This is a genomic window from Pectobacterium nicotianae (genome assembly GCF_023272715.1).
GTDB lineage: Bacteria > Pseudomonadota > Gammaproteobacteria > Enterobacterales > Enterobacteriaceae > Pectobacterium > Pectobacterium brasiliense.
The window spans coordinates 1,462,706-1,474,622 of the sequence record NZ_CP096821.1 but is presented as its reverse complement, the minus strand read 5'-3'; the positions used below and the strand labels follow the sequence as shown (position 1 = coordinate 1,474,622).

12 protein-coding genes are annotated in these 11,917 nt (G+C 51.6%); 5 read left to right on the top strand and 7 right to left on the bottom strand.

The genetic code is table 11. The features are described from left to right. Positions 1-100: 100 nt before the first annotated feature. The 4 genes from MYB54_RS06555 to MYB54_RS06540 form a co-directional block, all read right to left on the bottom strand. On the bottom strand, positions 101-322 hold the full coding sequence (locus MYB54_RS06555) for an acyl carrier protein (RefSeq protein WP_010300175.1): 222 nt from the start codon (positions 320-322) through the stop codon (positions 101-103). A gap of 17 nt (positions 323-339) precedes the next feature. Then, positions 340-1,773, bottom strand: a complete 1,434-nt coding sequence (locus MYB54_RS06550; protein ID WP_205593490.1) for an AMP-binding protein — start codon at positions 1,771-1,773, stop codon at positions 340-342. After that, positions 1,770-2,888: a membrane-bound O-acyltransferase family protein gene (locus MYB54_RS06545; RefSeq protein ID WP_039520449.1), complete on the bottom strand. Its 1,119-nt coding sequence runs from the start codon at positions 2,886-2,888 to the stop codon at positions 1,770-1,772. The genes MYB54_RS06550 and MYB54_RS06545 overlap by 4 nt, the downstream gene beginning before the upstream one ends. Positions 2,889-3,017: 129 nt before the next feature. Next, the gene (locus MYB54_RS06540) at positions 3,018-4,154 is read right to left on the bottom strand and encodes a D-alanyl-lipoteichoic acid biosynthesis protein DltD (protein ID WP_248721698.1); all 1,137 of its coding nucleotides are present in this window, start codon (positions 4,152-4,154) and stop codon (positions 3,018-3,020) included. 487 nt (positions 4,155-4,641) lie between these two features. On the opposite strand from MYB54_RS06540, the gene MYB54_RS06535 reads away from it, so the two are divergent. Further along, positions 4,642-4,842, top strand: a complete 201-nt coding sequence (locus MYB54_RS06535) for a hypothetical protein (RefSeq protein WP_071822601.1) — start codon at positions 4,642-4,644, stop codon at positions 4,840-4,842. Positions 4,843-4,980: 138 nt separating this feature from the next. Here MYB54_RS06535 and MYB54_RS06530 read toward each other — a convergent pair whose 3' ends face one another. Together MYB54_RS06530 and MYB54_RS06525 are read right to left on the bottom strand one after the other, a co-directional pair. Then, on the bottom strand, positions 4,981-5,367 hold the full coding sequence (locus MYB54_RS06530) for a hypothetical protein (protein WP_248721697.1): 387 nt from the start codon (positions 5,365-5,367) through the stop codon (positions 4,981-4,983). 90 nt (positions 5,368-5,457) lie between these two features. Further along, complete coding sequence (locus MYB54_RS06525; RefSeq protein WP_039503092.1) at positions 5,458-6,351, bottom strand: LysR family transcriptional regulator; 894 nt, start codon at positions 6,349-6,351, stop codon at positions 5,458-5,460. A 322-nt stretch (positions 6,352-6,673) separates the two neighbouring features. On the opposite strand from MYB54_RS06525, the gene MYB54_RS06520 reads away from it, so the two are divergent. Then, a complete protein-coding gene (locus MYB54_RS06520; RefSeq protein ID WP_248721696.1) occupies positions 6,674-7,114 on the top strand; it encodes a (R)-mandelonitrile lyase in 441 nt (146 codons plus the stop codon). A gap of 101 nt (positions 7,115-7,215) precedes the next feature. Here MYB54_RS06520 and MYB54_RS06515 read toward each other — a convergent pair whose 3' ends face one another. Then, a complete protein-coding gene (locus tag MYB54_RS06515; protein ID WP_010280285.1) occupies positions 7,216-7,539 on the bottom strand; it encodes a PTS sugar transporter subunit IIA in 324 nt (107 codons plus the stop codon). A gap of 500 nt (positions 7,540-8,039) precedes the next feature. On the opposite strand from MYB54_RS06515, the gene MYB54_RS06510 reads away from it, so the two are divergent. The 3 genes from MYB54_RS06510 to MYB54_RS06500 all read left to right on the top strand — a co-directional run bounded on the left by MYB54_RS06510 (position 8,040) and on the right by MYB54_RS06500 (position 11,887). Further along, positions 8,040-9,056 (top strand): iron ABC transporter substrate-binding protein, encoded by a 1,017-nt coding sequence (locus MYB54_RS06510; RefSeq protein ID WP_248721695.1) that lies wholly within the window; start codon positions 8,040-8,042, stop codon positions 9,054-9,056. Positions 9,057-9,236: 180 nt separating this feature from the next. Continuing rightward, on the top strand, positions 9,237-10,814 hold the full coding sequence (locus tag MYB54_RS06505; protein WP_205558781.1) for an ABC transporter permease: 1,578 nt from the start codon (positions 9,237-9,239) through the stop codon (positions 10,812-10,814). Between the two features lie 2 nt (positions 10,815-10,816). After that, entirely contained in the window at positions 10,817-11,887 is a 1,071-nt protein-coding gene (locus MYB54_RS06500; protein WP_248721694.1) for an ABC transporter ATP-binding protein, read from the top strand. Positions 11,888-11,917 lie beyond the last annotated feature (30 nt).

Here is an 11,917-nt window from a genome sequence, read left to right as displayed (position 1 = left end):
AATGATGTAATGGACCTTGATACTCCCCCCAATTAAAAAACCCCAGATAAACCTATCCAGGGTCTTTAAATAACGAGAAAAAACCGTCGCCGTTTCAGGCTTAGCCGCGGTTCTCTTCGATGTAGCGGGCCAAATCCGCTGGGGTTTTCAGAACGGTGGCGACTTCGGTTGGCGGGATCACGCAGCCGTAAACGTCCTGTACTTCCAGCACCAAGTCGACCGCCAGAATAGAGTCGAGAATATCGGACTCAATCAGCTCATCGTTAAAGCCCACTTTACGGGATAAGATCTTTTCAAACAGCGCGAGTATTTCTTGTTCCATCATTTTTTCCTGAGTCATTAGATCGTGCGGGCATGGCTGTCCAGCAGTTTACGGTCAATTTTGCCGTTAGGATTAAGCGGCAACGCATCTTTGATAATAATTTGGGAAGGCACCATGTAAGGCGGAATCACCTTCGAGAGCGACGTTTTAATCGCTTCTGGCGCTAAGTTCGTTACGCAGAACGCCGCGATGCGCAGAACGCCACCGCCCGATTTCATCAACGGCAGAACCACCGCTTCGCTGATGTCGGATATCGCCAGCAGACGATTTTCAATCTCATTGATTTCAATGCGGTAGCCATTCAGTTTGATCTGGCTATCGTTGCGGCCCTGACAGTACAGCAGCCCGTCCTCGTAGCCCAGGTCGCCGGTTCTGTAGCCCCGGAATGCTTCGCTCTCCCGATGCAGCAATTTCTCCGCATTCTCTTTCGCCAGCCCAAGGTAACCGCGCATCACATTTTTGCCCCAAATGATCAGTTCGCCCTCAGACGTAATTTCCATTCTGGAGTCCGGCATCATCGCACCCACCGGCAGCAGATCGTTTTCACTGTGCAGGATTTCATCGGTGATTTCGATGACGGTGGTTGCGATGGTCGCTTCCGTTGGGCCATAGGAGTTGAGAATTTTGGCATGCGGGAAACGACGGCGTAACTGTTTTACCAGCGCTTTGTTAAGCACTTCGCCAATGAACACGAAGACGTTAAGTTCAGGTAAATATTCACTGTTGAACTGGGGGGAAAGCAGCCTCTGGTAGGCGAAAGAGGGCGTTGACACCCAGACGGAAACGCCGTTGTCTTTCAGGCGATCGAGCCAGTTTTCTGCCGCGATATCCTCTTTCGCATTCAGGACGATGTGCCCTCCCGTTGCCAGATTCGCCAGCAGCGGGATCAACGAGAGATCGAAACTGAACACTGCATGATTCATCAGCACCGGCACGTCTGGCAGCGAAAAGTCCTGACGCACCCACTTCATAAAGTGCCACAGACTTTCACGCCCGATCTGCACCCCTTTCGGCTTTCCGGTACTGCCGGAGGTAAACATAATATAGGCGAGATCCTGCTCGACCAGCGCCTGCCCTGCCTCACCGGTAGCAATAAACTGTCTGGTCACCACATCGTAATAATAAGGGGCGCTCGCCAGATGGCAAATCTCGTTAAGCCGCTCCTGAGGATAGATGCAGTCCACCGGAATATACGGGATGTTATGCAGCAGACAGCTATAGATCGCCACGGCAAACTCCGCCTGCTGATGCCCATATAACACCACTGGCGCTCCCGCAGGCTGCCGACATTGCTGATAGCGATGCGACCAGTCTGTCACGGCGACGGAGAGCTGCTGCCAGGTCATCGCGTCATCGCTACCGGTAATCGCCAACTGATCTGGGTTCGCGGGGTCGAGTAATGCCGCACGGAGGAAGTCTTGTAGTTCCTGAAGTTCAGAGTTAAGGATCATAGTGGGGACATTCCGCTAAAGATGTAGAGGGAGGCCGCGGCGCTTGCCAGCGTCAGAATTCGACCGATGAACGCAATAACCGGATGATGCAGACAATTGCTCAGCGCCGGACTGCGTTTGGCTGACCACTGCAGCATGTTGTGGGCAACGGAAATGGCGCCAAACAGTGCGCCGCTGATGACATAGTGTCGTTCAAGCCCGTTCCATGCCCCCATACAAAACAGGGTGCAGAAGATGCCAATATTCTGTGCCAACGTTTTGTTCTGTCGGAAAAAATCGAGCTTCATCAGATTCATATAAATCGGCATAAAGACCACATCTCGCAGCCATTCAGACAGGCTGATGTGGAAACGCCGCCAGAAGTCCTGCGGGTTTTTCGCCAGAATAGGCATATTGAAGTTCGCCGGAATATTCAGGCCAAATAAGCGCCCCGCCCCGATAGCCATATTGCTGTAGCCAGCAAAATCAAAATAAAGGTAGGCGCTGTAGGCGAGCGACATCACGACACCCACGCTTAACGTAAACGGGCGCTGGCTCCACGACTCAATCACCAGATTATTGATCAGCATGGCGAATAAGAACTTCTGAATAATGCCGGTAAAAATCTGCTCCATCGCCACTAAAAACTGTTCACGGGTCAGCGTGAAGACCGGTTTATTAATGTCATTAACCCATGTCCGCCAGCGATACATCGGACCAGCCAGAATAATAAAAGGCATAAAGAGGTAGCAGAAGTAGTGCAGGAAATTCTGGCCATCTTTCTTACTGCGATAAAGCAGGACATCAATGGCGCGGAAGGTCATAAAGGACAGGCCGATCATGCCCCAGTGGTTATTAAGGTGTAATTTCACCAAAAACAGCGGCAACAGCGTCAGGCTGACCGCCTGCCAGGTTTTTAACCACCCTTTCTCTTTTAAGGTGACGAGAAGATAAAAGCTCAGGAACACCGCCACGGGAACAACGTAGTCCCCCTGGAAAATATATCCCCAGCCGAATACCGCCAATACGGAGAAGGCAGATAAATACGTCAGCCGATAACGGAATACGCGATTAACCAGCGCAAACAGTAACGCGGATGAAAACAGAAAGAAAAAAAATGCCCCGGAACTATACATCATTCATCCTTCAGAATTTTTGATATTCGAAATGCACTTTTAAACTCATGCTTTCATCAACAGACGTCCACGCGACGATGGTGACTGCCAGAAAGAGATAAAGGAAAAAAAGGCGAATGGCAGTTTTCATCATTTAAAACTCTCTGCAATAAATTGATCCATCGCGCCCCATGCCGGATCGGTTGGGTGCAGGCGATCCCAATTCCAGCCGTTCTGATAAGGTTGCGCATACATATCAAAATAGCGGACCTGATTTGCGTCCAGCATCGATCTGATCTGGCTATCGACTGGCTGGAATTTCTCGGAATTCTTAATCGCCCACGGATTAATCGGATCGACAATGACCACAAACTGGGCGTTACTCGCTTTCAGCAGTTTGATCGTCGCTCGTAATGCCTCCATCTGCGCCGGAACAATCGGCGCGTCATCCCACTCTTCCCGCGTTGGATCGTCGGCAAAAACAGACTTATCCATCCACAGAGTGTCTGCGCTTTGCTGACGGGACTGGTTCAGCACGCGAGCCTGATCTAACTCGCGACTCCAGTCTGGCGTCATGTTGGCGGTTGGCTGATACGGCCACGGTTGTGTCGACTGAGGGATAATACGCAGCATCGACAGCCAATAGTTTTTTATCAGCTCGCAGAAATTAGCAAATTGATAACTCACTTCCTGCCAGATAAGTTGTGGATCCCAGCCATAGACCTTCATTTGGCCGAACGTTAAATGGCTTATCTCTTCTTTATCGATATGTTGTAAGTAATTGACCAAAAAGGGACGCGTCTGGTTATCCTGCATCAGGGGATCAAAAATAGATGCGGGAAAATTGTTGGCAAAAATGGCCGGCGGAATACCGTCTGAATAAAAGCTATCGGGTGCCAGCAGCAAAACAACTTTACTGTTCGCGTTAAGTTCATTTTTAAAACGTGAGAGCAGTAAAAAGTGCGTGACGCTATCCACATAGCTATCGCCATAGGCCACAACCGGACGGTGTAACTGGTTATTAAAATAATTATAGATAGCGTAATGTTCATCTTCCGATGTAGAGACCTCGGAAGCGCCAAGAAAGAAAATCGCATTTCCCTGTAATGCATGGGAAATGGTGGCTATCTTTTCCTTTTGTTCTTTTTCCGTCCCTTCCATCGTGTTAATCAGCGGCTGGAATGTCAGCACCGGATCAACGCTCTTCACCAACGGGGGAACGCTAAGAAACAGGATGGCAAGGGTAGCCATCAGGATATGTAGGCAGAGAGTATTTTTGATTTTCATTATAAAGTAAGGCTACATGATATTTATTGTTTGAAAGTTGTGAATTTTTATCTTCACAGTAAATCGTCCCCTGTATTTTTGGATTATATACCAGGCTTATCGCCGATGATGAGCGTTGCTGTGTAACGGTATGTACAGTGTTTATGTCCGTCACAGAATAAGGCTGACGAGCCACGCGCGATCGAGGCAGGAGAAGGGCTCTCCTGCATCCATTATCACTTACGTGGTTTGAATATGCGGTAGTAAAGAGCGGTGACGGACCCCGTGCGTTCAGGTTTGTTAGGGGTTTTAGGGATGATGATGTTCAAGAATCCTTGGTGCGATGAATAAGTACGAATAGCGTCATCCCGGCTTTCCTTTTTATTTCATCTGACAAACCATTCTCTTAATGTTAACTTAATGTATTCGCAATATTACGGATTCGCTCGGTATTCCTCATCACGTTTTACAGGGCTATACGTAATTGCAAAAACTAAAAGGAGAATCGATGAAAAATTATCAGGCCACTCTCCCACGGTTATTAATCATCTCAATAACCCTGTTTGTTATCGCCTGCTCATCCAGCACGAAAAAATCCCCTACTGATGAAACGCCAGCGTGTATGAAATATCGTTCTATGATGACGGCACCCTTGCCACCAGCGGAAATGATGAGGCTAAAAAATCAGTGCGAGCAATCAAGACATTAATGCGGTGGTATGTTCATCAGAGCCAGCATCGATCCGATGTATTTTACAAAACATACGAACGCCTTCGAATAAATCCACTCCCCCTCAAGGTAACGCTAGCCAAATAGCGGTCATTATTAAAAATGGCCGCTATTCACTTCAATTCGCGGCCCGTTCTAGATCGCCATAAAATGAATATGGATAGCCATTCTCCAGCCATTCAGCATCGTCAATAACGCAAACATCATCTTCTACATAAATATCTGATGCCATTATTTTTATTGCGAAACCATTAGTTTTGTATTCCGAGCGATAATTATCATAGGTAATTTCGCCTCTGCCGAAATAGTCTTTGAGTTCTTCCCGCCATAATAGCTCGATCTCTGCACTAAACGGGCCGCTCCCCATTTTCCCTTTCAAACTGGCAATAATCTTTTTCTTCTCAACAAAACTCCATCGCACGGCATCCAACGTCCAGGCATCGTCGCTAACGCTAAACTCACCAGAAAAAATCGCTAAAAGCGCGTCATTATTATCAGAACACATTTCATTTCCTTGAATATTCAAAATTTGTCGGTGGAACCGATTATCTCAACCGCTTTTTAATCGCCTGACTTACTACCCAATAACCCAATCCTAACGCGGGTAGCGCAGCGCTTCCACAAACAGTGAGAAGGCAGTGGTGTGCTGTTTGCGGCTGGGATAATACAGGTAGTAGCCGGGGAACGGTGGACACCATTCCGTTAGCACCCGCATCAGACGCCCGCTGGCAATATCATCTCTCACCGAATCTTCCGGTACATAGGCCAGACCGAGCCCGATGAGTGCCGCGTCGATCCGCTGGCGCAGGCTATTCATGGTCAGCTGTCCCTCAACGCGGACCTTGATTTCCCGACCGTTTTTTTCAAATTCCCATGCATAGATGCCGCCCATCGTCGGTAGACGCAGGTTAATACAGCGGTGATGCTGCAAATCCTGTGGCATCGCGGGGGCAGGATTGCGAGCGAAATAGTTCGGGGAACCGACCACTGCCATGCTCATTTCCGGTGCGACACGCACAGCAATCATGTCTTTTTCCACCTGTTCTCCCAGGCGAATGCCCGCATCAAAGCGGCCGAGAACAATATCGGCTAAGGCATTATCCACCGTGATGTCGACGTTAATATCGGGATAATTCGCCAAAAATGGCTTTAACACCGGCCATAATATTGAATCAACCGCATGCTCCCCCGCCGTGATACGAATATTTCCCGCAGGCCGTTCGCGCATGTCGCCCAGCGCCACCAGCTCGCTTTCAATATCCGCGAAATGCGGGCCGAGGCTATGCGCCAGCTTCTCTCCCGCTTCCGTCGGTGCGACGCTGCGCGTGGTTCGGGTTAGCAAACGCACGCCAAGCCGCTCTTCAAGGCCGCGAATCGAATGGCTTAGTGCCGACTGGGACAGCCCGAGCTTCGCCGCCGCTTTAGTAAAACTACGTTCTCTTGCCACCACAAGGAACGAAATGAGGTCATTAAAATTTTCTTTTAACATCAGAGTGTCCGAAGAGTGGTGTCATGGATGATGTCCATGTGAAACGGTCAATCACGAATTAAGCCACGCTGAAAATCAGCAACGGGACATAACATCCCCGCATTGCACGGCGTAATTAATGAATATAATTCATAGCCGCTTGCTGGTTTTGTCCTCTGGTGCTTCTCCGTAAATCGCAGTAACGTTTTTCACAGCCGCTGTCTTTCATCTTTCAGCAACCCTGAATGGTTCAATCACAGCGAATCGTTCAATCACTACAAATTCTTCAATAACAGCTACGCTTTCCATGAGATGACTTACCGCCTCTGTCGTGATGTTATCCATGTTAGCTTCGGCTGCGATTGCCGGAACGGAGGAAAAATTGAAAATTACCCGCAGTGGTTCACACCCGTCCCAACCTGGCTCGGAAAGCTATTTTTCCGGCAACGTACGTATCGACGCGCCCTTTCAGGGCACCGCCCCGGCTCGGGTTGGTGGCGCGACGGTCACCTTTGAACCCAGTGCCCGCACAGCATGGCATACCCATCCACTCGGTCAGACGCTGATCGTCACACAGGGTCGGGGCTGGCTTCAGGAATGGGGCGGCGAGATTCAGGAAATCAATCAGGGCGATATCGTCTGGATACCCGAAGGCGTAAAACACTGGCACGGTGCGACGGCACAAACCGCGATGACGCACATTGCCATTGCCAAATCGCTTAACGGCAGCCCGGTTGAATGGCTGGAAAAAGTCAGCGACGAGCAGTACGGAAACGGGAAATAGCATAAGGAAAACGTCGCTATAAGAAAAAATAGCGACGGGTAGAAACAGCAAAGCCACTCAGCGTGGAACTGAATGGCTTCTTCCTTTGCTCCGCGATGCGGCTAGCGCATGTGGAGATTGACGCCAGAGACCTCTTTTCTGAGTTCAATAATCTCTTCAGCCAGCTCACGGCACAGCATCGCATTCATCAGATGATCCTGCGCGTGCACCACGATAAGTTCGATATTGGCTTTTTCCTTACTCTGGTTGCCAATAAATCCGGTCTGGATCAACTGCGCCCGGTTCAGCGCCACCGCCGCCATTTTTAATAATTCATCGACGTGATCCCACTCCCCTCGACGAGCGGATCTCAGTGCTTCCATTGCGCAGGAACGTGTTTCGCCAGATTTAACGATAAGCTCAATCATCCGCGTTTCTACATCCATTTTTCCATCCCCCGAATATCAGTTGCTGTGTCACCTTTTTGTCGGTCAATTAACCCCAAATTGCAGACAAGCGCACGTGACACCGAAGCAAGTACGGTGCATTTGTTGTATCGCTACTCACAGCCTGCAGAGTAAATATAGATGATCAATCAGGATTTGTTTCTGTAAATCATGACGTTATGTCTCATTTCCGATGAAATAAATTTCACAGAGACGTCAGCCTGTTTTTTAGACGATAGATTTATACAAATTCATACCGCGACACACCCTGAAATAAAGTGATGACCGAAAGATCACACCCACCGGAACCTTAATTTAACCTTAAGAAAGCGAAATAATAATAACTATCATTATTATTATCAATATGTAGAATCCATCGTCGACTGCCGCTACATATCGGCCTGTGTCGCTAAAATAGCGTAGCTATCGTGAGTGATGCAGGGCTTCCCATGTAAGCCAGCCATACGCAAACACGACAGGTATTAATAAGGGTAAATACTATGAAGCTTAGTTTTGGATTGCTGAGTTCTGCCGTTTTATTCGCTTCCGGTTTGGCTCTCAGCGCATCGGCAACCGCAGCAGAAAACGATGAAGGGATTGTGATTTACAATGCCCAACATGAAAACCTCGTGAAATCCTGGGTTGACGGTTTTACCAAAGAAACTGGCATCAAGGTGACGTTGCGCAATGGCAGCGACACCGAATTGGGCAACCAACTGGTGCAGGAAGGAAAATCCTCCCCTGCCGATGTGTTCCTGACTGAGAATTCACCGTCAATGGTGCTGGTCGATAACGCCAATCTCTTTGCTCCGCTGGATAACACTACCCTTGCTCAGGTGCCGTCTGACTATCGTCCATCCCACGGCCGCTGGATCGGGATTGCCGCACGCTCCACCGTCTTTGTTTACAATCCGACCAAATTTACCGACGCTCAACTGCCGAAATCCTTAGCCGATCTGGCGAAGCCAGAATGGAAAGGCCGCTGGGCCGCGTCTCCATCCGGTGCAGATTTTCAGGCCATCGTCAGCGCTTATCTGGAGCTGAAGGGTGAGCAAGCCACACAGGCGTGGCTGAAAGGCATGAAAGAGAACTTCACCGCCTACAAAGGTAACAGCACGGTGATGAAAGCCGTGAACGCAGGCCAGATTGATAGCGGTGTGATCTATCACTATTACCGTTTTGTCGATCAGGCTAAAACCGGCGAAAACAGTAACAACACGAAGTTGTACTACTTCAAGCATAAAGATCCAGGTGCGTTTGTCAGCATTTCCGGCGGCGGCGTACTGGCATCCAGCAAACATGCGAAAAACGCACAGGCCTTCATTAAGTGGATTACCGGCAAATCCGGTCAGGAGGTCTTGCGCACCAACGATGCCTTTGAGTACGCCGTTGGCGTCAACGCGGCCTCAAATGACAAACTGGTTCCGCTGAAAGATCTGGATGCGCCGAAAGTCGATGCCGCCAAGCTCAACAGCAAAAAAGTCGTGGATCTGATGACGCAAGCTGGCTTGCTGTAAGGCACAGGTTTTAATGCATAGTTTTTAACGCACAGATTATTGCGTATGGGTTATAGCACATTGATGTCATAGCCCCCTTTCATCAGGGCGTTCGCGCCCTGATGAATCCTTACCCGAATGCCCGCTCAGCGTGGCTTCACCGTCTTAAAATATCGTCCTGACGAGGCAGCTACAGGCCGTATGACAAACGTTAGCTACAGCGAAACCACCCCGTTCACCGCCCCCTCTCCGCCATTACGCAAGCCAGCCGCGTTGCTGACGATCGTCGCCCTGACGCTATCCCTGCTGGGGTTTATTCCGCTGGGCTTTGTGATTGGCGTGAGCATTGATACCGGTTGGGAAACGGCGCGTGCGCTGCTCTTACGCCCTCGCGTCGGCGAACTGCTGACCAACACGGTGCTGCTGGTTGTTCTGACGCTGCCGATTTGCACGGTGCTCGGCGTGCTGTTGGCCTGGCTGACGGAACGTACTACCCTGCCCGCCCGACGCCTGTGGTCCCTGCTGCTCACCGCGCCGCTGGCAATACCCGCATTTGTACAAAGCTATGCCTGGATCACCACCGCACCCGGCCTGCATGGTCTGCCAGCTGGCGTGTTTTTATCCGTCGTCGCTTATTTGCCGTTTGTGTATTTACCCTGTGCCGCGACGCTGCGACGGCTTAATCCTGCGCTGGAAGATGTCGCGGCTACGCTGGGCGTGCCTCCCATTACCGTATTTTTCCGCGTGGTGCTGCCGCAGCTAAAGCTGGCTATCGGCGGCGGGCTGCTGCTGATTGCGCTGCATCTGCTGGCGGAATATGGCCTGTTTGCCATGATCCGCTTCGATACCTTTACCACCGCGATTTTCGATCAGTTTCAGTCAACGTTTAACGGTCCGGCGGCTAACATGCTGGCTGGTGTGCTGGCGCTGCTGTGCCTGTTTCTGCTGTGTGCGGATGCCCGCGTGCGCGGCGTCACGCGCTATGCGCATGTCGGTTCCGGCGCGCCGCAGGCTGTCACGCTGGTACGCCTGTCGCTGATTCCGCTGTTACTGGCTCTGCTGCTACTGGCAACGCTGGTGCTGCTGACGCTCGGCGTGCCTTTCATTACGCTGTCTCGCTGGCTGTGGTTTGGCGGCTGGGAGGTGTGGCAGCGCCGCGAACTGCTGGATGCCTTTCGCCAGACCATGATGCTGGCGCTAAGCGGTGCCGCACTGACAACGCTGGCAGCGATCCCGATGGCCTGGCTAACGATTCGCCACCCCAGCCGCCTGTATCGGTTTCTGGAAGGGTGCAATTACATTACCAGCTCTCTGCCGGGTATCGTCGTCGCGCTGGCGCTGGTGACCACCACGATTCACATCGTCAGGCCGCTCTACCAGACTGAATTCACCGTGCTACTGGCTTACCTGTTGATGTTTATGCCACGGGCGCTGGTTAACCTACGCGCCGGTATCGCACAGGCTCCGGTGGAGCTGGAGCAGGTCGCCGCCAGTCTGGGGCGTTCGCCGTTGCAGACGTTAATGACCGTGACCGTTCGGCTGGCCGCGCCCGGCGTTGCTACCGGGGCAACGCTCGTCTTTCTGGCAATCGTTAACGAGCTGACCGCCACGCTGCTGCTGGCTCCCAACGGCACCCGCACGCTGGCGACTGGCTTTTGGGCGCTCACCAGCGAGATCGATTATCCGGCGGCGGCACCCTACGCGCTGATTCTGGTCCTACTGTCGCTGCCGTGGACCTGGTTTCTCTACACGCAATCACAAAAAATGGCGGGGCTGTAATCATGTTGGAACTTCATCGCGTCAGTAAAAGCTTTAACGAGCGCACTGTGCTGTCTGACATTCATCTGACGTTAGAAAACAGCCGCCGCACGGCGATTGTCGGCCCGTCCGGTTCGGGGAAAACCACGCTACTGCGCCTGATTGCCGGGTTTGAAAAACCAGATAGCGGCGTCATCACGCTGAACGGGCAGACGCTCTGCGATAACGGGCTTTCCGTTCCTGCCCACCAGCGCAGAATCGGCTACGTACCGCAGGACGGCGCGCTATTCCCGCATCTTTGTATCGCGGACAACATCGCATTTGGGCTCAAAGGCTCGAAGGCAGAAAAACAAAAGCGCGTGGATGAGTTGATGGCGCTGGTGTCCCTTCCGGCGCATTTGCAGAAGCACTCGCCGCATGAGATTTCCGGTGGTCAGCAGCAGCGTGTTGCACTGGCTCGCGCGCTGGCGCAGCGCCCTGCATTAATGCTGCTGGATGAACCTTTTTCCGCGCTGGATACCGGCCTGCGTGCCGCCACCCGTAAAGCGGTGATGGACGTATTGCAGCAGGCTAATGTGGCATCGATTCTGGTGACTCACGATCAGGGAGAGGCGCTGTCCTTTGCTGACCATGTTGTCGTCATGCGCGACGGCCAGCTATCGCAATCCGGTTCGCCGTGGGCGCTTTACCACCAGCCCGCCAATGAGGACATCGCGACCTTCCTCGGCGAAACGCTAATTCTCGATGCACAAATCGACGGCGGTCAGGCTGACTGTCTGCTTGGGCGCATCGCGGTAGATCGCCCAACCGCAAGCGGGAAGGCAAGAATCATGCTCAGACCGGAGCAAATCGCGATTCTGGATGCTGGGGTTAATAACGATAAGGTTGATAGTAATGAGGCAAATAGCACAGCAACCGTTCGCGCAACTATCCGTAAAGTTGATTTTTCCGGCTTCGTCTCGACGCTGACGCTGCACGTCCACCACGCAACAGCCGACATCATTGAACTGAAAACCGTCAGCCACGCTGCTTTTGCCGTCGGCCAGCAGGTCAGCCTGAGCGTGAACGGTGCGGCACACGTTTTCAGTCAATAACTCTCTATCGCTAGCAGTACGCGCAGGCGG

Coding starts and splice junctions, on each gene's coding strand:
- MYB54_RS06510 (WP_248721695.1), top strand. CDS start 8,040: ATGAAGCTTAGTTTTGGATTGCTGAGTTCTGCCGTTTTATTCGCTTCC.
- MYB54_RS06520 (WP_248721696.1), top strand. CDS start 6,674: ATGTTAGCTTCGGCTGCGATTGCCGGAACGGAGGAAAAATTGAAAATT.
- MYB54_RS06500 (WP_248721694.1), top strand. CDS start 10,817: ATGTTGGAACTTCATCGCGTCAGTAAAAGCTTTAACGAGCGCACTGTG.
- MYB54_RS06555 (WP_010300175.1), bottom strand. CDS start 322: ATGGAACAAGAAATACTCGCGCTGTTTGAAAAGATCTTATCCCGTAAA.
- MYB54_RS06505 (WP_205558781.1), top strand. CDS start 9,237: ATGACAAACGTTAGCTACAGCGAAACCACCCCGTTCACCGCCCCCTCT.
- MYB54_RS06535 (WP_071822601.1), top strand. CDS start 4,642: ATGAAAAATTATCAGGCCACTCTCCCACGGTTATTAATCATCTCAATA.
- MYB54_RS06525 (WP_039503092.1), bottom strand. CDS start 6,351: ATGTTAAAAGAAAATTTTAATGACCTCATTTCGTTCCTTGTGGTGGCA.
- MYB54_RS06540 (WP_248721698.1), bottom strand. CDS start 4,154: ATGAAAATCAAAAATACTCTCTGCCTACATATCCTGATGGCTACCCTT.
- MYB54_RS06515 (WP_010280285.1), bottom strand. CDS start 7,539: ATGGATGTAGAAACGCGGATGATTGAGCTTATCGTTAAATCTGGCGAA.
- MYB54_RS06550 (WP_205593490.1), bottom strand. CDS start 1,773: ATGATCCTTAACTCTGAACTTCAGGAACTACAAGACTTCCTCCGTGCG.
- MYB54_RS06530 (WP_248721697.1), bottom strand. CDS start 5,367: ATGTGTTCTGATAATAATGACGCGCTTTTAGCGATTTTTTCTGGTGAG.
- MYB54_RS06545 (WP_039520449.1), bottom strand. CDS start 2,888: ATGTATAGTTCCGGGGCATTTTTTTTCTTTCTGTTTTCATCCGCGTTA.